We start from the raw sequence: 20,935 nt of genomic DNA, 5'->3' as shown, positions 1-20,935 counted from the left end.
GCCATGATTGCGGCGGAATTCGCCGAGCAGGCCGGAAGCTGCAAATGACCTTTCCGAAAAGTTTGCGACAGAACCTTTCTATCGCTACCCCATTCGTTCTGAGGCGAACGAACCGGGTGATGGTGGAAATACAACCGTCTTGTTCCCGTTTAGGAAAACTCGGCCATGGATGTGGGCGTGTATCGCCCGTGCCAAGGCCTGTGCTTCAACGTCACGACCCAAGCTGACGTAATCCTCATTGGACTGCGCATGTGTCACCCGAATGATGTCTTGCTCAATGATCGGCCCCTCATCTAGATCGGCAGTGACGTAATGAGAGGTCGCGCCGATCAATTTCACTCCGCGTTCATACGCTTGCTTGTAGGGATTGGCGCCCTTGAACGAAGGAAGAAACGAATGGTGGATGTTGATAATGCGGCCGGACATCTTCCGACATATTTCATCCGAGAGAACCTGCATGTAGCGAGCTAGAACGATCAGCTCGGCCTTGGTCTCGGTCACTACAAGCATCTGCTGGGCTTCCGCTTCGGCTTTATTTTCCTTCGTTACCATGATGCAGTGAAACGGAATGTCGTGATTCACCACGACCTTTTGATATTCCATGTGATTGGAGATCACCGCCACGATATCGATCGGGAGAGCGCCAATGCGCCAACGGTAGAGGAGATCGTTGAGGCAGTGGCCGAAGCGAGAGACCATGACGATAACTCTTCGCTTCACGGCCTCGTCAAAGAATTCTGAATCCATCGCGAAGCGCGATGCGATTGGATCGAAGCCGACGCGGAGCTCGTCCAGGTTTCGCCCACCTTCAGACCGGAAGCTCACTCTCATAAAGAAGTTGCCAGTATCAACATCGTCAAACTGCGCACTGTCCGTGATGTTGCAAGTTTGATCAGCGAGAAAGCTGGAGATCGCAGCCACTATGCCCCTGGTGGAACGACATTTCACGCGAAGTGCAAATTTCGACATTGTTCGTTCCTCAGTTGTTTCGCGCCGCCAAGGTGTGACGGAATGCGGAAAGGGTATTCGCGAGCAAACACGCGATTGTCATCGGACCCACGCCGCCTGGGACAGGTGTAATCGCTTGAACGTGAGCAGCCTCTGCAAATGCGACATCGCCAACAAGGCGCGGCTTTCCGCCTTGGGTCACCCGATTGATACCTATGTCGACGACAACCGCGCCTGGCTTGATCCAATCACCTCGGATCATTTCTGCGCGTCCGACCGCGGCGACTAGAATGTCGGCCATCCTGCAGAGAGCCGGAAGTTCGCGGGTCCGCGAATGAGCGACTGTTACAGTGCAATTCTCAGCCAGCAACAGTTGGGCCATTGGTTTGCCGACGATATTGCTTCGTCCAACTATGATCGCGTGGAGACCAGCTAAATCGCCGAGACGATGCTTCAGGAGCAATAGGCAGCCGCGAGGAGTGCACGGAACGAACCCTTCTTGGCCGGTCGCCAGCCTGCCGGCATTCTGGACATGAAACCCGTCGACGTCTTTGGTCGGATCAATCGCGTTGAGAACCATGTTCGGATCAATCTGAGACGGCAATGGTAGCTGTACCAAAATGCCATGCACAGAAGGGTCCTGATTCAATTCATTAACGATTGACAACAGGTCGTCCTGATTGGTGTCGGCTGGAAGTTTGTGTTCAAAGGACGCCATACCCACCGCAAGCGTCTGACGGTGTTTGTATGCGACATAGACAGCACTCGCTGGGTCTTCTCCCACTAAGATCACTGCCAAGCCCGGCACTTTTCCGGTTGCCGATCTCAGCGCAGCTACATCGGCGGCAATCTGCGTGGTAAGGGTGTTTGCGACTGCTTTTCCGTCGATGAGCTTGCTGGGTTGAATGCCAACGGTCATGATTTTGCCTTTCGGTCTCGCGGGCGTCGAAGAATGCTGGACGCCGTGCCGGTACGACCAGCGCGGCTGCGATGGAAATCCCTGCGGACCGAGGGACAATTAGTCTATCTCAACTGAGAATAGATCGAAAAAGTGGATACTGATATTGAGACGGAGCAAGTCTCACTATCGAGATCCCAAGTGACTAAGAAAGGTTTCAAATTCAGCCTCCGGGATCGCCGCAGTGTGTTCGGGTCCGGGATAGGCACCGGAATAGATGTCAGCCCGGAATTCCCGGAATGCCGCGACGCGTTCACTATTCAGTCGGTCGAACTCGGCCTTGAAGTTGCGATACGCCTTGGCGTGGCGCGGAAGGCGGTTCCGGCCGTAGCCGAGCACGTCCTCTGCGAACAGGTACTGGACATCGCCACCTGAGCCCGAACCGAGGCTGAAGTAGATCATCGATGTGTTTTTGGCGAAGAACTCGGCTATCCGGCCGGGAACGACCTCAAGCTCAACAGCGAAACAACCGATTTCCTCGAGCCGTTTTAGTCGCTTCCACATCGTCAGCGCCTCTGATGCGGTCTTTCCGACAGCGCGCCAGCCGGTCCAGGTAACGTAAGATGGAATAAGGCCCACATGAGCGACAATCGGAATGTGATTTTCGCACATTGTCCTCTGGATATCGAAAGAAGCGGCACAATAGAAACAATCGCCCCCAATCGCTGTGTAGCGGTAAGCCGCCTCCAGGAATTGCTCGGCGCTGACCAGCAGCTTTCCGTCCACGGTTCCTTTCGTTGGCGGCGTCAGGCCGATCTGCACGAAGCACGCCCCCGCCGCCTCACGCATTTCGGGGGTGAAGTCCTTTGCCTCGATTGACAGGAGATCGATCCCCGCAGCGGCGGCGGCGGCGGCTTCCTCCGTGCTGGTGACATAGAGCATCGAAAGCTTTTCGCCCCGTCGCTTCTTCGCGCGTATGTCTTCGACGTGAGGTCTGTTGTGGTACATGATCGTGGGTCTCCGCGAAATGCGACTCCCTTTAATGAGTCTCGCTTACTCAACGGGTATCAGGAAGGTCAGGACTGAACCGGCACCCTGAACGAGGGTCCCAAGCTTGGCGTTCAATCGAGCGTTCTCGGGTGCGGAAAGGTGCGTCTCGAAGGCCGCCTGGTCCGCGTAGACCTCGTAGACGACAAACTTGTCTGGTCGACCGTCGACTTGGCGGCAGGCAAACGCTCGGTTCCCAGGTTCTTGCCGAACAATGCGCCCGTAGTCGCATAGCAAGCCGCGGACCTTTTCAACCGTCTCCGGAAGAGCCGTGACTTCCGCGATTACGGCTTTCGCGTTGATGTCGGTCAACGGATGGTCTCCTCAGACATCGATTATCACGCGGCCGCCTTCGACCTTAACGGCGTAGGTGCGCAGGTTATCGCAGGCGGGAGGCGTCTCGACCTCGCCGGTTGTGAAGTCGAAGACCGAGGCATGCTTGGGGCATTCCACCGTATTCTCCATCACCAACCCGTCGGCGAGGTGGATATTCTCGTGGGTACAAAGCCCGTCCGTGCAGTAATACTGGTCCTGATGATTCCGGAAGATTGCGAACGTCTTACCTGCATGGTCGAACCGTAGGCCGCCTTCCTCTTCCAGGTCGTCGGCTCCACAAACGTCAATCCAAGGCATCGTCACTCTCGCTAGATTTTGAGGCAACAGGGTTCGAGCGGGTTCAGGCCGATTTGTCCTTGAGGCGCTCTTTCTTGGCGCGGAAACGCGCCTTCATCCGTTCGTCAGATTCCTTCGACCCGTCGTGATAGGTGCCGAACATCCGGTCCACGGGGACGAGCCCCTCGCCTCCGTAATTCACCTCGAAATACTTATGGTGGAGGTAGTGCATATAGGCGTGGGTATCGAACCCCTGCTCATCGCTGGTCTCAACCGTGTCGAAACCGATGTGCCCAGGCACGGCGCCGAAACCCGCGAAGTGTAGCTGGTAGAGTGCAATGACGGGGTTTGAGGGGATAACGAAGTGCCAGAAAACCACCCCGAAATAGAGCAAGTGCTCAATGGGATGCATCGATAGCGATGACCACGGGCTGGGATTTATGGAGTTGTGGTGCACCGAATGGACGTATTTGTAGAGCACTGGGACGTGGATCAGCCGGTGGATGCAATAGAAGTGGAAGTCGTGAATTATTGGCACCACGACAGCCACGACCCCGAGCCACACAGGGTGCTCGGCGAAGTTGAGCCAGGGTATGTATCCATTCGCGGAACTCCACAGCATCAAGACCTGCAGGCACGTCCATATCGGTACACCGATCAGCAGCGACCGCAGCATATTGTCGAGGGTCTGCTTATTGAACCAAAATACATTTGATTGCTGATCCGCCGGGAACTTGTGGTTGTACTTAAATCGGTTCCCCTGCCGACGGCGAACGTAAAGCGGCAACTCCCAGCTTTGGTACCAGAGAAAGGCCAGGATGAGGTTCACCGCCAGCATTTTCAGCGACCAACCCCATGCAAAGTTCTGCAGGACTGCGGCGTCAGGGACAACCAGCTGCCAGTAGGCGAGTGCCGAGACCATGAACAGCAGGTTGTACGGAAAGAAGTAAGATGGAAGCCACTTCAGAAGCTTCTTTGGATTGGGAGGGAAGAGCCATATTGGCGCCGGCTCCAACAGCTCGTTGGGAGCCCAATCGCCGCGCTTGCTGCGCGTTCCAAACTTAAGATCGTCCATCGGATGCTCCTTTCGATCTCGCCCCGAAAGGCCCGATCGGCCTACAACATGCCAATATTCCAACAAATGGTCAATAACTAAATCCGGTTGATTTACAAAAAAAATCATGCCAGATTTCGGCCGTCGATCCTACGGCAAGCTGACGGGTGGAAGACGAAGCACTACGACCGCATTCACGCGCTCAAAGGGAGCCTCAATTGGGATATCAGACGCGGCGGGCACTGGCGCGATGGCATCGCGGGCGTTCTGGACGTCAAGACCGGCCAGCAGTAACGAGAAGGGCGCCATGATAACCGGCGTTTCCGATCTTAACGCCCCTGAAAACGCGAGCTGTATCTAATGTCAGTCGACAGCACCTTCAACGCATTCGTAGGCAACGCGACGCACCGTGGCGGCAACCAGATAGGTGTCAAACACTACAATGAGCGCTTAATCCTTAGTCTGATCCAGGAGGCTGGCGCGCTTTCCAAGGCCGAGATCGCGCGCATTACACATTTGTCCTCGCAAACGGTCACGATTATCGTAAATCGCCTCCTCAAGGAAGGATACCTGCGGAAGAAGGACGTAATCCGCGGCCGGATTGGTCAGCCTTCTACTCCGATCGAGATTGCACCGGATGGAGCGATTTCGATCGGGGTCAAGATTGGCCGCCGCTCCTTGGATCTGCTGGCTCTATCGTTCGACCGCCGGGTGATTGCTAAGAAAAGCTTTGCCTACGATGCCCTCGACGCGGACGTCGTCTCGGGCCTGATGGGAACAGCGTTCGACAGCCTGAAGGATGATTTGAGCCGCGTCCAGAAATCCAGACTCGTGGGCGTAGGTATTGCTGCTCCAACGGCGATCGAGTCTGGCATAGCCGTCATCGGTGATCCTGGCGGTGCATCCCCACGCTGGCGGGAGGCCGACATGGTCGCCAGGGTCGAAGAAACCTCCGGCTTGAGCGCCGTGGTGCTCAATGACGCTGACGCTGCTTGCTTGGCTGAGATTGATTTCCGGAGAGAGAACCGGAATCGGTCAATCGTATACTTTTACATCAGCACCTTGATTGGCGGCAGTGTTGTTTTGGAGGGCAATCTAATTACCGGCCACACCGGCAACGCGGGCGCGGTGGGTGCAATCCCTCTTAAACTTGGATCGCACAATAGGAGTCCAGCGCCCGCGCGGTTGAGTCAAGCCGCCTCCCTCAATCGGTTGGAGGTCCTTGCGGCGCAGCACAAATTGCCAATGAAGACGTTCCGTGAAGATGGTGGATCCGTCGCCAAGCTTGATGAACCGGCACTTGCCTGTTTCGATGAGTGGTGCGATCTGGCGGCGGATGCACTTGCTTTTGCGGCCATCTCTGGCACGAGCTTCATCGAAGCCGATAGTGTCGTTGTTGACGGCGTCCTCTTGCGACCTCTCCTCGATCGTCTCATCGTGAGCGTCCGGGAACGAGTGGCAGGCTACGATCTGGAGGGCATCATCATTCCTGAGTTCCGTGTGGGCTCGATCGGGTTTAACGCCCGCGCGATTGGCGCTGCTCTGGTTCCATTGAACGAACAGTTTGCGCCAGACAACAAAGTCGTTCTCAAGAGCTGAAGTGAAGGACCGCATGGCAGAGATAGCTATTGTCGGCGCCGGAGAATGCGGTGTCCGCGCCGCATTCACGTTGCGGGAACTTGGTTTTCAAGGGTCGGTAACGTTGCTGACTGCAGAGAAAGCTCTGCCATATGAACGACCGCCGTTATCCAAGACGATGCTAGCCAATCCCAAGGCCATTCGTGCCGAAGATGCCTATCCCGGAGCAGGGATCGAACTCCGACGTGGTGCGCTGGTCGAGTCTCTGGTGCCTGAGAGGCGGGAGATTCACCTCGCCGATGGCACGCTCTTGACGTATGATCAGTTGCTCCTTGCGACGGGAGCCCGTGCCAGATTGTTTCCTGGCCTTGAAGGCTGTCTCACACTACGAACCGATGTGCAGGCGCGGCGCATTATGCTGGAGTTCAGCAGCAATGCGCGCATCGGGGTCATTGGTGGCGGATTCATTGGCCTTGAACTCGCCGCGACTGCGCGGCAGGCAGGTGCCGAGGTTACGGTGATCGAGACCGCACCGCGCATTCTCGGACGCGCCGTGCCCGGGGCGATCGCCCAAATCGTTCACGCGCGGCACGAAACCGCAGGGGTCAAGATTCTGACTGGTACTGTCGTCACCGAGGCTGGAACGAACCGCATTGTGCTGGCCAACGGGATTGAACTGGAGTTCGACGCCGTTATCGCTGGCGTCGGGGCGATCCCTAATACCGAGCTCGCCGAAAAGGCCGGTCTGCTCGTGGATAACGGGATTGTTGTCGACAGCGCATTCCGAACCTCCGAACCCAATATCTTCGCCGCAGGCGACTGCTGCAATTTCGAGTGGCGAGGAGCCCGTATGCGACTTGAAAGCTGGAAGGCCGCACAGGACCAGGGTGCCCATGCCGCAGCAGCCATGCTCGGTGCCAGTGGAGAGTACCAGAAAGTCCCGTGGTTTTGGTCGGATCAGTTCGATCTGACTCTGCAGGTCGCAGGGCAGTTCGATCTAACCCGGGATATACATCACCGCGCAGCCTCCGGTGGGGTCCGCATCGTCTTTCAGTGCGATCAAGATGCCCGGGTCTCAGCGGCCGCCGCAATAGGACAGGGGAACACGGTCGCGAGGGACATGAGTGTTCTCGAGAAGCTCATCGAGCGCGGAACTGTGGTTGCGGCCAGTTCGCTGATAGACCCTGACTTTAGGATCAAGGGCTTGCTCAAGTAATCAAGTAATAAAGCCGCCGGAGGTCTACCAGCCCAAGCCAAGGTGCGGTCCGCGGCCGTCGTCGCGGCATCCGCTCCAGCACTTCTCGACCGAAATCAACTAAAATGCTCTATTCGTTCGGATAGCGCAGTCCGATTTGCGCCCTGATCGTATCAAGTGATTGCATTATCGACACGGTCTCGTTAGCAGGCATGATCTCACCGGACAATTTTCCAGCCGTCACAAGCCTCTCCATTTCGGCAGCTTCATATTGCATGCCACGTCCTGCTACCGACGACGAATACTCTTCTATCACCCTGTCATTCTTGTCGATGTGGCGAAATGAAGTTGGCGAATACCAGGTAGATGCAATCTCAACTCTCCCCTCGGTGCCGAGGATCGATGCAACATTGGGTCCGGTGTTGTCGAGACTGGAGATGGTGGTAGACAAAGCCCCGCCGGCGTGTTGGAAGATAGTTGCTACCTCAGCGTCCACTCCTGTCTCCTTAATCCGAGCCATCGAAACGATGTGTTCAGGCTCTCCGAGCACGTCAAAGGCGAACGAAATGGGGTAAATGGCGAGATCAAGCAGGGCGCCTCCGCCGAGTTCCAGAGCGTTGAGCCGATGATTGGGATCGCCAGGAAGGTCACGAGTATGATCGGCGATCACCGAATAGATCTTTCCAAGCACTCCTGATGCGATGATCTCCCGGATGCGCACCATATGAGGAAGGAAGCGCGTCCACATCGCCTCCATCACGACCAGGTTTTTCGCAGAGGCGAAATCAACGACATTGCGCGCTTCCCGTGCATTGATCGTGAATGGCTTTTCGATAAGCACGTGCTTGCCGGCGGTCAGCGCCTTAAGCGCGTTGTCGGCGTGCATCGGATGGGGTGTAGCCACATAGATAATATCGACCTCCGGGTCCGACAAAAGGTCCTTGTAGCTGGCGTGCGCGTTGGGAATACTGAAACGATTGGCGAACTTGTCGGCTCCTGCCTGTGTTCGAGAGCCGACAGCCGAGACACGATGACCGGCAAGCTGCAAATCCTGGACAAAGAGATCAGCAATCCAGCCGGTCGCTAGAATCCCCCAACGCAATTCGGCGTTCATTATCTTACCTCAAGGCTCGACTGTGAATTCAACTTTGTAGGTGTCACGCTGCATGAGATATTGACTAGCCTCACCTACTTGCGTCGAACGCGACCCGCGTGCCGCTGGTCGTGTCGAAGAAATGCAGATGTTTCGGATCGAAGCGGATGCCGACGTTTTTTCCCATGTGCACCTTGGTATTTTTGTCGGTCTTCACGGCGACCAAGTTTTTGCCGACCTTTACGGTAACCAGCGTGCTGTCGCCCAATAGTTCGGTGGTATAAACCTCGCCGGCCATATTACCCGCGTCTGTTTCGCTGAGCCGCATATCTTCGGGTCGCTGGCCGACGGTGATCGCGCCGTTCACGCCGGCCGGAGCCGCAAGCGTCAACTCGGAGTCCTGCACCCGTCCGTCGGCAATTGCTATCGGAAGCAGGTTCATGGGTGGATTGCCGAGGAAGCCGGCAACAAAGACGTTTGCCGGCGTGTTGTAGATGTCGAGGGGTGTGCCGACCTGCTGTAGTTTGCCGTTCGCCATCACGGCGACACGGTCAGCCAGCGTCATCGCTTCGACCTGGTCGTGCGTCACATAGATCGTAGTGGTACCGAGGTCGCGCTGCAGGTGCTTCAATTCCGCGCGCATATAGACGCGCAGCTTGGCGTCGAGATTGGACAGAGGTTCGTCCATCAAAAACAGTTTGGGCGTGCGTACGATGGCACGACCGAGCGCCACGCGCTGTCTTTGCCCGCCGGACAGTTGACCGGGTTTGCGCTCTAGAAGCCCGCCGAGTTCGACGCGCTCGGCGGCGGCGCGTACCTGGCGCTCGCGTTCCTCACGGTTCACACCTGCGACTTTGAGCGGATAACCAATATTGTCCGCCACGGTCATATGCGGATAGAGGCCATAGTTCTGGAACACCATGGCGAGGTCGCGTTTACCCGGGGGCAAATCGTTGACCACACGATCGTCTATGCGAATCTCGCCAGCGCTCGGGTCGTCGAGCCCGGCGATCATGCGCATTGTGGTGGACTTGCCACAGCCAGAGGGCCCGAGCAACACGATGAACTCGCCATCGGCCATGGCGAGCGAGATCTTTTCCACGGCGACAAAGGAGCCCCAAAATTTAGATACGGATGACAACGTTACGGAGGCCAAGATCATATCCCTTCGTGGACGATGCTACGGACAGCAGTCATAGCTGTGGAGTATTTGTCACGATAAATCGTTGACGGCGATGGTCGGTTTTGGGAACGCCTCCGACGGTCGTTCAGCCCGCATCGAGCAAACTGAAACTCCATGAACTCCCGCTCAGGTCGGCCCATGTAGCCGGCGATGTCGGTGCCAAGTGCTAAGGCGCCAACGTCAGTACCGGTGAGAATATGCACATGCACGTCTGGATCAGAGGGCACTACGTTCAGCTTCTCCAGCCAGTCCCACGTCAGCAACGCGATGCTGGGCTCAGGAATATCCAAGAGCATGATATCCGACACGTCAGCCCTTCACCGCGCCGGCCGTCAGGCCTGCTACGAACTGTCGTTGCAGAAAGAAGAAGACAGCGACCACGGGCATGGAGATCATCACGGATGAGGCCATGAGCTCTCCGTAGCGGATGCCGTACTGGCCGATAAAGTCATTCACTCCAACTGGCAGCGTGCGCATCTCCTTGGTCGAGGTAAAGGAGAGCGCAAAGAGGAACTCCTGCCAGGTGACGATAAGCACAAAGACTGCAGTGGCGACTATCCCCGGCCGGCAAAGCGGCACGATTATCTCGAAAAACGTTCTGAACGGCCCGGCCCCATCGATCGCCGCCGCTTCTTCGAGTGTCAGCGGCAAATTGGCCATGAAGCCACGCAGCATCCAGATCGCCACCGGCAAGGTTACGGTGACGTAGGCGAGGATCAACGACGTATATGTGTTGAGTAGGTTGGCCCCCTTCATCATCTTGTAGATCGGGATGATGATGGCGCTGGCCGGGAACATCTGCGTGACGATCACCAGCGTCATGGCGATGATAAGTAGGCGGACGTGGGTGCGCGTAAATGCATAGGCGGCCAGCAGGGCTAACGAAACGGTGATGATGACGGTGGACAGTGAAACGATGACCGAATTCATAAAATAGGTTCGGAACTCCGGCCGGAATGCAGTGATGTAGTTGTCGAAGGTCGGGTTCTCCGGCCACAGCCTGGCGGGAATGGAAAAAGGCTCGGCCGCCGGCTTCAACGACACTGAAACCATCCAAAAGAAGGGCACCAGGATTATCAGCGCCAATACGACGTTGAGGGCCAGCAGTGCGGCTTGGCGGCTCCTGTGGGAACGGGTGTTCATGACGCCTTCCCCCTATGCCGGCCGCGCGACAAAACGCCGAAATAGACCATTATCAGCAGCGCCAGGACCAAGATTGAAAAAACGCCATATACAGCGGCTTCGCCAAAGCGAAATTGTCCGAAACCGAGTTCGTAGATCTGGGTTGGGAAGATGGCTGTGGCATTCTGTGGGCCACCGTTTGTCATCACCCAGATTATGTCGAAGTAATTGAAAGTGAGGATAGTGGTAAGGAGGAGATTGATGGCGATCACGTCTTTGATTCCGGGGAGCACAACGTCAAACAGGCGCCTAGTCGCTCCCGCTCCGTCTATCTTGGCGGCCTCGACCTGCTCTTGGTCGACCGTCTGCAGGGCCGCTAAGTAGACGATCGCCGAGAAGGGGAACCCTTTCCATACGGCCGCCATAATGATCGAGCCCATGGCTGTCGACGTTTCCGCCAGCCAAGCGGTACCGTGGTCGATCAGTCCCAGGCTAATAAGTAACGAGTTCACCAAACCGAGTTGCGGGTCATACATGAATCGCCAAAGGATGGCGGCCACTACGCCGGGGAGGACCCAAGGCAAAAGCACCAACGACCGCATAAGTCCCTGGCCAGGCATCTGCTGATTGAGCAGCAGTGCGACCAGCAAGCCGAACACATTCTGCAGTGCTACCACAAAGACAGTCCAAATGAGGGAGTTCCACACTACTTGGCCGAAGATCGGATCGGCCAAGATCTTGTAATACGCTGCAAGCCCCTGGAACTTCGGCACCGGGTTGATGAACGAGGTCGAATAAAGGCTTTCAATTATGGTGCCGATCATCGGGTAATACATAAGTGCGCCGACCAGCAGCAGCGCCGGAGCTACGAAAATCCAGGCCATCCAGCGTTCACGATGGGACATTGTGTCATTTCCCGATAGAGAGGGCCGGGCTCGGGGCAAAGCCCGAGCCCGGCTTAGTCCTGGTGACTAGTTAAGGGCGTCGATAGCAGTGCAGGCCTTGCCGGCTGCCTTCTGCGGATCCATTCCGGAAAATACATCCTGCGCTAGAGTCACCTCGATGTCGGCGACTTCGAGATAGCGAGGTGACAACGGCCGGGGTGAGGCATTCTCGAGATGAGGGATGATGAGATCCGCACCTTTGCGGTTTGCCGCCAAAAAGCTTTTTGCGGCCTTCATGTTTGCCGGGACAAGTTCGACAACATCGCCGTTCACGTCTTCGCGGGTTAGGAACTGGATGAGTTTCCAAGCGGCTTCCTTGTGCTGGGAAGCTTCAAAGATGGCAAGGTTCCACCCACCATACGTGCCAATCGCCGTCTTACCTTCGGGCGCATTCCCTACAACGAAATCCCAGTCAAGTTTGGACTTCTGCAGAGTCGGCTGCTCCAGCGCGGGCCAGAACTCCGTTGCAAGAGATCCGTTTAGAAAAAGTTCGCGCATCGTTGCGGAACTGGCGTTCATGATGCCCTGCGGCGCATATGGCACCAGTGACTGCAGGTAACTCAATGCCCCGACCGCTTCAGGGCTGGTGAGCGCGCATTTGCCCTTCTCATCCAAGACTTTACCGCCATTGGAGAAGATGAAAGTATCGAGAACGACGACCGTGTCTTCCCCCTTGTGGCCGAACAAGCCAATGCCGTAGCGGCCCTTGGACTTGTCCGTAAGCTTCGGCGCCGCTGCCTTCAATCCCTCGAAGGTCTTTAGCGAGGCAGGATCAACGCCAGCCTCTTTGAGGAGTGCCGTGTTGTAGTAAGTGAAGGACCAAACGTCCACGTTGATGGGGATTCCCCAGAGCTTGCCGTCAGAAACGTTCGAGTCCCAGGCTCCTTTGAAGAAAGTGTCGCCCGTAAGACCGGAAGTCTTGACTTGGTCGTCGAGAGCCGTAATTGCGCCGGCTTGAGCAAAGGCGCCCATCCAGATTTGATCCAGGGTGGCTACATCAGGCGCATTACCGCCCTGTACCGCCGTCAACAAGCGCTGTTGGTACTCCGAATATGGTATTGTGGTAAGCTCTACTTTGATTTCGGGGTTTTCCTTCTCGAAGCGCTTCAAGGCGTTCTGCTGATTCTGATTGAAATCGGATTCGGCCCGCTGGTTGTCCCAGAATTTTAGCACGACCTGCTCCGCGTTGGCCGAACCCGCGGCGAACATCGCTGTGGCCGCTGCGAGGACGGCCGACTTCATGACGTTGCGTATCATCCATTCACTCCCTGTTCAGTTTGTTTGGCTTGATATCCTCGCCGCCGGCCGTGCCGGCTTCGAATGGACCACCTCCTCCACCGACTACGATCAAGCGATGGATCGACACCGCTCCGGTGTTTGTGGACGCCGCGCGTGACCGGCGTGATCGCACGGATTAACTCAATAAATTGGAACGTTCTAAATTGCAACAACTATTTTCCCTCACCCATCGGGCCCAGATCTGCACCGCTTCAAGCTAGGTCTACCCAAAGGACTGCAAATATGGGGCTTTATGGCACACCATCGGGGCGCAATGACAAAAGCGGCGGGTGACAGGCGCTCCCATTACATAAAATTCCGCTTGACAAGCTAGGAACGTTCCAATTGTTTGAAGCCTAATTTGAGAAGACCGAGGTTGCGATGTCAAAGGCGAGACTGACTGTCATCGACATCGCCAAAGCCGCAGGCGTTTCCAAGTCCACGGTTTCGTTGGTCTTGCAGGGCTCGCCTCTGGTGAAGGAAGCGACGCGTTCCAAGGTCAACGCGACAATGCGCGAGTTGGGGTATGTCTACAACCGGGGTGCCGCAAACCTTCGACAGGCGAGCGCCAGATCGGGCATCATCGGTGTCGTGGTGAACGATCTTACAAACAGCTTCTTTGCAGAGTTGGCCGTAGGGGTCGACACGGTCGTCCAGTCGGCGGGCTTCGTCCAGTTCCTCTCAAATACGAGTGAAAATACCGACCGGCAGCGAGAGGTGGTTGCCTCGATGCGTGAGCATGGAATTTCGGGGCTTATCGTTTCGCCGGCCCGCGCCACCGATGCAGCAGACTTCAAGCCGCTCGTGGCGTCAGGAATCCCGGTGGTTGTGGTAGTCCGCAGCCTGCCCGGCGCGAGAATGTCGTCGATTGTGTCTGATAACGTTGGCGGCGTGGCGATGGCGGTCAAGCATTTGGTGTCGCTAGGGCATAGCCGGATCGCTTTTTTGGGAGGCTTTCCAGATACGGCTGTGTTTGCCGAGCGACGGTCTGGTTACCGCAAAGCGATGGACGAAAGTGGTCTTAAGTTCGATGAGGAGTTAGTTGTTCCGTCCATTCCCTCGAGAGCAGGTGGCGTGGAAGCCATCGGACGTGCGATGACCATCAGCGATCGACCGACCGGGGCCGTCTGCTTCAATGACGCGGTGGCGTTTGGCGTGTGTGATGGATTGCGCGCTCGGCGCATGGAACCGGGGCGGGACTTCGCGGTGGTAGGTTTCGACGACGTTATCGAGGCGAAAACGGCGGTTCCGGCCCTGACGACGATCTCGGTCGATCCGCAAGCTATGGGCAGGCGCGCCGCACACCTCCTTCTGAAGCAGATCAATGCGGGAAAAGCAGATGCGGAGAACATCATTGCGGCGGTCAGGCTGGTCGTCCGCCAGAGTTGTGGAACTGGCCAGAGCAAACCAGAGGGGAAGTTAGGATGACGGTTCGATGGGCATTGATCGGTGCGAGCATGATCGCGCGCGAATGGGTCACTGGTATGCGGGGAAGCCGAGGCAGGTCGTATCAGTCGTCAGTTCCAGTGTTGGGCGCGCCAAGACATATGCGCGTCGAACCAGGACTTTGAGCATCCCGCAATGAGCAAGCACATCACCCCCGCCCAAGCCGCCGCCCTCATTCCGGATGGCGCTGTCGTGTCGGTCTCGTCCTCGAGCGGGCTCGGTTGCCCGGACCTGATGCTGAAGGCGATCGGCGAACGCTTCGAGGCCGCCGGGCATCCGCGCGACCTGACCACGCTCCACCCGATTGCCGCGGGCGACATGAGCGGCATCAACGGCGTCGATTACATAGCCCAAAAAGGCCTCTTGAAGACCATCATCGGCGGCTCCTACCCTTCAGGTCCTTCCACCGCCGAGCCGCCCCTCATTTGGCAAATGATCGCAAGCAACGACGTGGCGGCGTACAACATCCCTTCCGGAGTGCTCTTCGACATGCACCGCGAAGCGGCCGCGAAGCGCCCGGGCGTTATCACCAAGATCGGGCTCGACACCTTCGCCGACCCGAACCGCCAGGGCTGCGCGATGAATGCGGCCGCGGAAGCCCGGCCCGTGGTGAGCAAAATCCAATTCTACGGTGAGGAGTACCTCTACTTCGAGGCGATCGCGCCGCAGGTAGCGATCATCCGTGCCACGACGGCGGACGAGCGCGGCAATTTGACCTACGAACACGAAGGCGCCTATCTCGGCGGCCTCGACCAAGCGCTCGCGGCCCACAACAATGGCGGCATCGTCATCGCCCAGGTGAAGCGCATCACCAAGGACGGATCGATGAGGCCGCATGACGTGCGAGTGCCCGGAATTCTCGTCGACTACGTCGTCGTCGATCCCGACCAGAAACAGACAACGCAGACGCTCTACGACCCTGCAATCTCGGGTGAGATTTTTCGGCCGCTCGAAAGTTTTCGCGTGCCGGAGTTCAACATCCAGAAGATAATCGCGCGGCGCGTCGCGCAGGAACTCGAGGCGGGCAGCGCCGTCAATCTCGGCTTCGGGATTTCGGCCAATGTCCCACGCATTCTCCTGGAGGAAGGGCTGCACGGCGCGGTCACTTGGGTCATCGAACAGGGGGCGGTCGGGGGCGTGCCGCTGCTTGACTTCGCCTTTGGCTGCGCCGCGAATGCCGACGCCTTCATGCCCTCGCCCTACCAGTTTACATATTTCCAAGGGGCAGGTTTCGACGCCTCGCTGCTGTCATTCCTAGAGATAGGCCGCGACGGCTCCGTCAACGTGTCAAAGCTCTCGTTCCGCCCTCATATCACGGCGGGCGCCGGCGGCTTCGTCGACATTACGGCAAGGGCGAGGAAGATCGTCTTCTCCGGCATGTTCAATGCCGGCGCCAAGCTCGCTGTCGAGGACGGCAAGGTCGTTGTAGAGAAGGAGGGCAAGCTTAGGAAGCTCGTCAAAGAGGTCGAGCACGTCACCTTTTCGGGCAGGCGAGCCATCGAACAGCGCCAGGATATCACCTATGTCACCGAGCGCGGCGTGATGAGACTGACGCCGGACGGCGTCGTGCTGACTGAAATTGCGCCGGGCATCGATCTCAACACCGGCATTCTTGAACAGTCGGAGTTCCCGCTGATCGTGTCCGACACCCTAAAAGTCATGGACGGCGCGCTCTTCGTCGACAGGCCGATCGGCCTGTCGCTTGCCGTGAAGCCGGCCCGTAGCTTGGCGGGGGCATGTAATGGCTGACGCGCACATGAGGCTTGCCGCCGAAGGCGCGGTCGCATCCGTCACGATCGCTCGACCCGAGAAGCTCAACGCCGTCGATATTGACATGCTGAAGGCATTGGCCGCCATCTGCGACGAGGTCGAGGCGATGATCGATGTCCGCGCGGTGGTGCTTACCGGCGAAGGCAGAGCCTTCAGCGCCGGTGGCGACATCAAAGCTTGGGGCGCCATGCAGGCGAACGAGTTCGGCCATGCCTGGGTCCGCTTCGGCCATCGCGTCTTCGAGCGTCTGGCGACCCTGCGCATGCCGGTGATCGCCGCACTCAACGGCCACGCGCTCGGCGGCGGCCTGGAACTCGCGGCCGCAGCCGACTTCCGCATCGCGGAACAAAATATCCGCATCGGCCTGCCGGAGACCGGGCTCGGCATGATACCGGGAGTTCGCCGCATGGTCCTGGGAGGTGAGACGTTCTCCGCCGAGGAAGCCCTCAAGTACGGACTGGTCGACGCCGTCGTGGACAGCGGCGCTGCCGTCATCGAGGCGAAGGCCTACGCGGCGCGGGTCGCGACGCGGGGACCGGCGGCCGTCGAGATATCGAAGCTAATGATCGCCGTCGCGAATGGCGAGGACAATGGTTCGGCGGTCGAAGCGCTCGGCTCGATTCTGGCCGCCAAGACTGGGGATCTCAAGGAAGGCGTCGCCGCCTTCTCGCAGAAGCGCGCGGCGGTCTTCAAGGGAGAATGGTGATGACGTTAGAGATCAGGCCAACAGCGCTTGCCGACGCGCCCGTGCGCGGCTTCGAGATGCTGATCGACGGCAGATGGACGGCCGGCGCAGAAGGCCGGACGATCGACCGGAACGCGCCGAGCCACGGCATCGTCGTGAGCCGCTACCAGGCGGCGACAAGGATGGATGCCGAGCGCGCCATCGCCTCGGCGCGAAAGGCATTCGACCACGGCCGGTGGCCGCACACGACGGCGTCGCAGCGCTCGCGGGTTCTGCTGAAGGCCGCCGATCTCATCGAGGCCCGCGCCGAAGACCTCGCCTATCTCGACTGCATCGAGGGCGGCAAGCCAATAACTCAGGTGCGCGGCGAGATCGCCGGCGCTGTCGACATCTGGCGCTATGCCGCTGCGCTTGCCCGCGACCTGCACGGCGAGAGCTACAATTCGCTTGGGCAGAACACACTAGGCGTCGTTCTGCGCGAGGGGATCGGCGTCGTGTCCATCATAACGCCGTGGAACTTTCCATTCCTGATCCTAAGCCAGAAACTGCCCTTTGCGCTGGCCGCCGGCTGTACATGCGTCGTTAAGCCCTCAGAGCTGACATCGGGTTCGACGCTCGTTCTCGGCGAGATCCTTGAGGAAGCGGGCGTTCCGGACAGCGTCGTGAACATCGTCACCGGCACGGGTCCCGAAGTCGGCGCGATCATGACGTCCCATCCTGCGGTCGACATGGTTTCGTTCACCGGCTCGACCGGCGTCGGAAAGCTCACCATGACGAATGCAGCGCAGACCCTCAAAAAGGTGTCATTGGAACTCGGCGGCAAGAATCCGCAGATCGTATTCCCGGATGCGGACCTCGACTCCTTCATCGACGCCGCCGTCTTCGGCGCTTATTTCAATGCGGGCGAATGCTGCAACGCCGGCTCGCGGCTAATCCTCCATAAGAGCATCGCGTCGGATGTGGTCAAGCGTGTTGCAGAGCTTGCGAAATACGTGAAGGTTGGCGATCCGCTGGACCCAGCGACGCAGGTCGGCGCGATCATTACGCCTCAGCATTTGGAGAAGATCGCGGGCTACGTCGCCAGTGCAAAGAATAGCGGCGCGAAGGTTGTTCACGGGGGCGATCAACTCGATCTCGGGATGGGGCATTTTATGTCGCCAACAATCCTCGAGGCGGTCATGCCGGATATGGAAATCGCACGTGAGGAGGTCTTCGGCCCCGTACTTTCAGTTCTCACCTTTGAAACGGCGGCGGAAGCCGTCGAGATCGCCAATTCCATCGATTACGGCCTTTCCGCCAGTGTGTGGAGCCGCGATTTCGATACGTGCCTGACATTCGGGCGCAGCTTGCGGGTAGGAACGGTGTGGATGAACACCTTCATGGATGGCGCCTCCGAGCTCCCGTTCGGTGGCTACAAGCAATCCGGGCTCGGTCGCGAACTCGGACGCCGCGCGGTCGAGGACTACACCGAAACAAAAACACTCAACATGCACATCGGAGGCCGCACCAATTGGTGGATGCCGCGACAGGAAAATTGGCCTGGCCAACGCACCGACCGGGACCTCGCCGAATGAAGACGACCACACGGCCCGTCGCCGTCGTCACTGGCAGCCACGGCATCGATCTCGGAATTGCGACCGCCTTTGCAAAAGCGGGATACAATGTGGCGATCACTGGGGTCGCGAGTCCCGACAACGGGCAGGATGCTGTCGCAAAACTAGAATCCTATGGCGTGGCAGCCGCCTATCTGCAGTCCGATATCGCTGATGTTTCCCGACATGAAGAAACGGTAACGGGCGTCCTTTCGCGATTTGGTCGTGTCGATTGCCTTGTTAGCAATGCCTCCATGGCAGTCGTACCAGGTGACTTCCTCGACCTGGTGCCGGCGGACTTCGATAAGACGATCGCGATGGACCTAAGGGGAACGGTGTTCTTTACGCTTGCTGTGGTCAAGGCAATGCTCGTGAGGAGCGCGGCGGATGTACCCAGGTCCATCATCAACATCACGTCGGTCTCACCCGAGGTAAGTTCGCCCGAACGCGCGGACTATTGCATCAGCAAGGCCGAGCTGGCGGCATTCTACCAGGGGGTGGCATTTCATATCATGGATACGGGAGTATCAGTATTTGAGGTGCGGCCCGGCATCGAGCGGGGGGAAGAAGCAGCAGACCTCGGCAAAATCTGCACGGCACTCGCTTCCGGCGATTTGGGTTTTGCGACGGGAACGATCATCGAAGCCGACGGGGGCTCTTCAATTCCACGCCTCTGAAGGGAGCAACAGAATGGGCTTCGACTACATCATCACCGGAGCCGGGCCTGCCGGCTGCGTGCTCGCGAACCGGCTTTCTGAAGATCCGGCCGTGCGCGTGTTGTTGCTGGAGGCTGGCGGCCGAGATTGGAACCCGCTGTTCCACATGCCGGCGGGCTTCGCCAAGATGACCAAGGGCGTGGCGAGTTGGGGCTGGGAAACCGTGCCGCAGAAGCACATGAAAGGCCAAGTGCTGCGCTATACGCAGGCGAAGGTGATCGGCGGAGGTTCTTCAATCAATGCACAGCTCTATACGCGCGGCAATGCAGCCGACTACGATCTCTGGGCTACAGACGACGGCTGCGAAGGCTGGAGCTATCGGGAAATCCTGCCCTATTTTAAGCGCGCTGAGGACAACCAGCGTTTTGCCGACGACTACCATTCCTATGGTGGGCCGCTCGGCGTCTCCATGCCAGTCTCGAATCTCCCGATCTGCGACGCGTATATCCGCGCCGGCCAGGAACTCGGCATTCCCTACAACCACGACTTCAACGGTCGCCAGCAGGCCGGCGTCGGCTTCTACCAGCTTACGCAACGCAATCGCCGTCGCTCCTCCGTCTCAATGGCCTATCTGTCGCCGATCAAGGGTCGGAGAAACCTTTCGATCCGCACCGGCGCTCGCGTCGCCCGCATCGTGCTGGAAGGCACCCGCGCCGTGGGCGTGGAGGTCGTGACTGCGAAGGGCATCGAAGCGATCCGGGCGGAACGCGAAGTACTCGTCTCCTCCGGCGCCATAGGGTCGCCTAAGTTACTCCTGCAGTCGGGCATCGGCCCGATCGATCATCTTAAATCTGTCGGAGTTCAGGTGAAACACGACCTACCGGGGGTTGGCTCGAACATGCAGGACCATCTCGACCTGTTCGTCATTTGCGAATGCACCGGCGACCACACCTATGACAACGTGGCGAAGCTGCACCGCACCCTCTGGGCCGGTATCCAGTACGTACTCTTCCGCACTGGTCCGGTCGCCTCCTCGCTCTTCGAGACGGGCGGTTTTTGGTATGCGGACCCCGAGGCCCGCTCGCCCGACGTCCAGTTCCACCTCGGCCTCGGCTCCGGGATCGAGGCGGGAGTCGAGCGGCTGAAGAGCGCCGGTGTGACGCTGAACTCCGCCTATCTGCACCCGCGCTCTCGCGGCACGGTTAGACTTTCTTCCGCCGATCCTTCGGCGGCCCCGCTGATCGACCCCAACTATTGGGAAGACCCGCACGACCGGAAAATGTCGATTGAGGGCCTGAAGATCGCCCGGGAGATCATGCAGCAGGCCGCCCTGGAACCTTTCGTGATGGCCGAGCGCCTGCCTGGACCAAAGGCCGTGACGGACGAAGACTTGTTCATTTACGGGTGCGCCAATGCCAAGACCGATCACCACCCGGTCGGCACGTGCAAGATGGGTTTCGATTCCATGGCCGTCGTCGGGCTCGATCTCAAGGTCCATGGGCTGGAGGGATTACGCGTTTGCGACTCCTCAGTCATGCCGCGGGTGCCGTCCTGCAACACCAATGCTCCGACGATCATGGTGGGCGAGAAGGGATCCGACATAATACGCAATCGTGCCCCGCTTCCGCCGGCTCTTTTCGAGCATGAACGCAACGACGCGCGCCCCCGCGCACGCAACAACATTCAATAGGTGCACTCATGATCCGCCGCCACGAAGTGAGCAGGGAAATGGGGCGAATGTTACGATTTCCGGCTGTTCTCGTCGGCCAAGATATCCCGCGCATGCACGCACTGATCGGCCAAATTCGTGCTGACACATCCGGTTGGCATTTCA

Annotated in this window: 21 protein-coding genes; 9 read left to right on the top strand and 12 right to left on the bottom strand. The window is 58.3% G+C overall.

The features are described from left to right. Positions 1-84: 84 nt before the first annotated feature. The 6 genes from purU to NKI63_RS20640 all read right to left on the bottom strand — a co-directional run bounded on the left by purU (position 85) and on the right by NKI63_RS20640 (position 4,580). The gene (purU, locus tag NKI63_RS20665) at positions 85-969 is read right to left on the bottom strand and encodes a formyltetrahydrofolate deformylase (RefSeq protein WP_031194740.1); all 885 of its coding nucleotides are present in this window, start codon (positions 967-969) and stop codon (positions 85-87) included. Between the two features lie 10 nt (positions 970-979). Next, positions 980-1,867 (bottom strand): bifunctional methylenetetrahydrofolate dehydrogenase/methenyltetrahydrofolate cyclohydrolase FolD, encoded by an 888-nt coding sequence (gene folD / locus NKI63_RS20660; protein WP_023721594.1) that lies wholly within the window; start codon positions 1,865-1,867, stop codon positions 980-982. A 165-nt stretch (positions 1,868-2,032) separates the two neighbouring features. Further along, entirely contained in the window at positions 2,033-2,854 is an 822-nt protein-coding gene (locus NKI63_RS20655; RefSeq protein ID WP_023721595.1) for a 3-methyl-2-oxobutanoate hydroxymethyltransferase, read from the bottom strand. Positions 2,855-2,899: 45 nt separating this feature from the next. Further along, positions 2,900-3,205, bottom strand: a complete 306-nt coding sequence (locus tag NKI63_RS20650) for a putative quinol monooxygenase (RefSeq protein ID WP_023721596.1) — start codon at positions 3,203-3,205, stop codon at positions 2,900-2,902. 12 nt (positions 3,206-3,217) lie between these two features. After that, entirely contained in the window at positions 3,218-3,532 is a 315-nt protein-coding gene (locus NKI63_RS20645; protein ID WP_036245547.1) for a MocE family 2Fe-2S type ferredoxin, read from the bottom strand. Between the two features lie 37 nt (positions 3,533-3,569). Beyond that, positions 3,570-4,580 carry a sterol desaturase family protein gene (locus NKI63_RS20640; protein ID WP_023721598.1) on the bottom strand — a complete coding sequence of 337 codons (1,011 nt, stop codon included), beginning with the start codon at positions 4,578-4,580 and terminating at the stop codon, positions 3,570-3,572. Positions 4,581-4,919: 339 nt separating this feature from the next. Between NKI63_RS20640 and NKI63_RS20635 the strand changes: the two genes are divergently transcribed. After that, the gene (locus tag NKI63_RS20635; protein ID WP_023721600.1) at positions 4,920-6,158 is read left to right on the top strand and encodes an ROK family transcriptional regulator; all 1,239 of its coding nucleotides are present in this window, start codon (positions 4,920-4,922) and stop codon (positions 6,156-6,158) included. 13 nt (positions 6,159-6,171) lie between these two features. Next, the gene (locus NKI63_RS20630) at positions 6,172-7,353 is read left to right on the top strand and encodes an NAD(P)/FAD-dependent oxidoreductase (protein WP_352466337.1); all 1,182 of its coding nucleotides are present in this window, start codon (positions 6,172-6,174) and stop codon (positions 7,351-7,353) included. Between the two features lie 109 nt (positions 7,354-7,462). Here the strand turns inward: NKI63_RS20630 and NKI63_RS20625 are convergent, their stop codons facing one another. The 6 genes from NKI63_RS20625 to NKI63_RS20600 form a co-directional block, all read right to left on the bottom strand. Then, the gene (locus NKI63_RS20625; RefSeq protein ID WP_023721602.1) at positions 7,463-8,446 is read right to left on the bottom strand and encodes a Gfo/Idh/MocA family protein; all 984 of its coding nucleotides are present in this window, start codon (positions 8,444-8,446) and stop codon (positions 7,463-7,465) included. A 70-nt stretch (positions 8,447-8,516) separates the two neighbouring features. Beyond that, positions 8,517-9,581, bottom strand: coding sequence for an ABC transporter ATP-binding protein (locus NKI63_RS20620; RefSeq protein WP_352466338.1), 1,065 nt, complete (start codon positions 9,579-9,581; stop codon positions 8,517-8,519). A 2-nt stretch (positions 9,582-9,583) separates the two neighbouring features. After that, the gene (locus NKI63_RS20615; protein WP_031194746.1) at positions 9,584-9,916 is read right to left on the bottom strand and encodes a Clp protease/crotonase-like domain-containing protein; all 333 of its coding nucleotides are present in this window, start codon (positions 9,914-9,916) and stop codon (positions 9,584-9,586) included. A gap of 1 nt (position 9,917) precedes the next feature. Next, positions 9,918-10,751: a carbohydrate ABC transporter permease gene (locus tag NKI63_RS20610; protein WP_023721605.1), complete on the bottom strand. Its 834-nt coding sequence runs from the start codon at positions 10,749-10,751 to the stop codon at positions 9,918-9,920. Further along, complete coding sequence (locus NKI63_RS20605; RefSeq protein ID WP_031194747.1) at positions 10,748-11,635, bottom strand: carbohydrate ABC transporter permease; 888 nt, start codon at positions 11,633-11,635, stop codon at positions 10,748-10,750. The genes NKI63_RS20610 and NKI63_RS20605 overlap by 4 nt, the downstream gene beginning before the upstream one ends. A gap of 66 nt (positions 11,636-11,701) precedes the next feature. Then, positions 11,702-12,931, bottom strand: coding sequence for an ABC transporter substrate-binding protein (locus NKI63_RS20600; protein WP_023721607.1), 1,230 nt, complete (start codon positions 12,929-12,931; stop codon positions 11,702-11,704). Between NKI63_RS20600 and NKI63_RS20595 the strand changes: the two genes are divergently transcribed. The 7 genes from NKI63_RS20595 to NKI63_RS20565 all read left to right on the top strand — a co-directional run bounded on the left by NKI63_RS20595 (position 12,915) and on the right by NKI63_RS20565 (position 20,791). Next, the gene (locus NKI63_RS20595; protein WP_210164501.1) at positions 12,915-13,070 is read left to right on the top strand and encodes a hypothetical protein; all 156 of its coding nucleotides are present in this window, start codon (positions 12,915-12,917) and stop codon (positions 13,068-13,070) included. The genes NKI63_RS20600 and NKI63_RS20595 overlap by 17 nt on opposite strands. 263 nt (positions 13,071-13,333) lie before the next feature. Beyond that, positions 13,334-14,380, top strand: a complete 1,047-nt coding sequence (locus NKI63_RS20590; protein WP_023721608.1) for a LacI family DNA-binding transcriptional regulator — start codon at positions 13,334-13,336, stop codon at positions 14,378-14,380. 153 nt (positions 14,381-14,533) lie between these two features. Further along, positions 14,534-16,147 (top strand): acyl CoA:acetate/3-ketoacid CoA transferase, encoded by a 1,614-nt coding sequence (locus NKI63_RS20585; RefSeq protein WP_023721609.1) that lies wholly within the window; start codon positions 14,534-14,536, stop codon positions 16,145-16,147. Next, entirely contained in the window at positions 16,140-16,874 is a 735-nt protein-coding gene (locus tag NKI63_RS20580) for an enoyl-CoA hydratase/isomerase family protein (RefSeq protein ID WP_023721610.1), read from the top strand. Before NKI63_RS20585 ends, NKI63_RS20580 begins: the two co-directional genes overlap by 8 nt. Continuing rightward, positions 16,868-18,427 (top strand): aldehyde dehydrogenase family protein, encoded by a 1,560-nt coding sequence (locus NKI63_RS20575; protein ID WP_023721611.1) that lies wholly within the window; start codon positions 16,868-16,870, stop codon positions 18,425-18,427. Before NKI63_RS20580 ends, NKI63_RS20575 begins: the two co-directional genes overlap by 7 nt. Then, complete coding sequence (locus NKI63_RS20570) at positions 18,424-19,122, top strand: SDR family NAD(P)-dependent oxidoreductase (RefSeq protein WP_023721612.1); 699 nt, start codon at positions 18,424-18,426, stop codon at positions 19,120-19,122. The genes NKI63_RS20575 and NKI63_RS20570 overlap by 4 nt, the downstream gene beginning before the upstream one ends. A gap of 13 nt (positions 19,123-19,135) precedes the next feature. Continuing rightward, the gene (locus tag NKI63_RS20565; RefSeq protein WP_352466339.1) at positions 19,136-20,791 is read left to right on the top strand and encodes a GMC family oxidoreductase; all 1,656 of its coding nucleotides are present in this window, start codon (positions 19,136-19,138) and stop codon (positions 20,789-20,791) included. The last annotated feature ends 144 nt before the right edge of the window (positions 20,792-20,935 follow it).

This window comes from Mesorhizobium sp. M0410 (genome assembly GCF_040321435.1).
Lineage (GTDB): Bacteria > Pseudomonadota > Alphaproteobacteria > Rhizobiales > Rhizobiaceae > Mesorhizobium.
Note: the sequence above shows the minus strand (reverse complement) of the source record. Positions and strands in the feature narration are given on the sequence as shown.

Bases quoted from the DNA above. Each gene is read 5' to 3' on its own strand.
- purU (WP_031194740.1), bottom strand. From the start codon at position 969: ATGTCGAAATTTGCACTTCGCGTGAAATGTCGTTCCACCAGGGGCATA.
- folD (WP_023721594.1), bottom strand. From the start codon at position 1,867: ATGACCGTTGGCATTCAACCCAGCAAGCTCATCGACGGAAAAGCAGTC.
- NKI63_RS20655 (WP_023721595.1), bottom strand. From the start codon at position 2,854: ATGTACCACAACAGACCTCACGTCGAAGACATACGCGCGAAGAAGCGA.
- NKI63_RS20640 (WP_023721598.1), bottom strand. From the start codon at position 4,580: ATGGACGATCTTAAGTTTGGAACGCGCAGCAAGCGCGGCGATTGGGCT.
- NKI63_RS20635 (WP_023721600.1), top strand. From the start codon at position 4,920: ATGTCAGTCGACAGCACCTTCAACGCATTCGTAGGCAACGCGACGCAC.
- NKI63_RS20630 (WP_352466337.1), top strand. From the start codon at position 6,172: ATGGCAGAGATAGCTATTGTCGGCGCCGGAGAATGCGGTGTCCGCGCC.
- NKI63_RS20625 (WP_023721602.1), bottom strand. From the start codon at position 8,446: ATGAACGCCGAATTGCGTTGGGGGATTCTAGCGACCGGCTGGATTGCT.
- NKI63_RS20610 (WP_023721605.1), bottom strand. From the start codon at position 10,751: ATGAACACCCGTTCCCACAGGAGCCGCCAAGCCGCACTGCTGGCCCTC.
- NKI63_RS20605 (WP_031194747.1), bottom strand. From the start codon at position 11,635: ATGTCCCATCGTGAACGCTGGATGGCCTGGATTTTCGTAGCTCCGGCG.
- NKI63_RS20595 (WP_210164501.1), top strand. From the start codon at position 12,915: ATGACGTTGCGTATCATCCATTCACTCCCTGTTCAGTTTGTTTGGCTT.
- NKI63_RS20600 (WP_023721607.1), bottom strand. From the start codon at position 12,931: ATGATACGCAACGTCATGAAGTCGGCCGTCCTCGCAGCGGCCACAGCG.
- NKI63_RS20590 (WP_023721608.1), top strand. From the start codon at position 13,334: ATGTCAAAGGCGAGACTGACTGTCATCGACATCGCCAAAGCCGCAGGC.
- NKI63_RS20585 (WP_023721609.1), top strand. From the start codon at position 14,534: ATGAGCAAGCACATCACCCCCGCCCAAGCCGCCGCCCTCATTCCGGAT.
- NKI63_RS20580 (WP_023721610.1), top strand. From the start codon at position 16,140: ATGGCTGACGCGCACATGAGGCTTGCCGCCGAAGGCGCGGTCGCATCC.
- NKI63_RS20575 (WP_023721611.1), top strand. From the start codon at position 16,868: ATGGTGATGACGTTAGAGATCAGGCCAACAGCGCTTGCCGACGCGCCC.
- NKI63_RS20570 (WP_023721612.1), top strand. From the start codon at position 18,424: ATGAAGACGACCACACGGCCCGTCGCCGTCGTCACTGGCAGCCACGGC.
- NKI63_RS20565 (WP_352466339.1), top strand. From the start codon at position 19,136: ATGGGCTTCGACTACATCATCACCGGAGCCGGGCCTGCCGGCTGCGTG.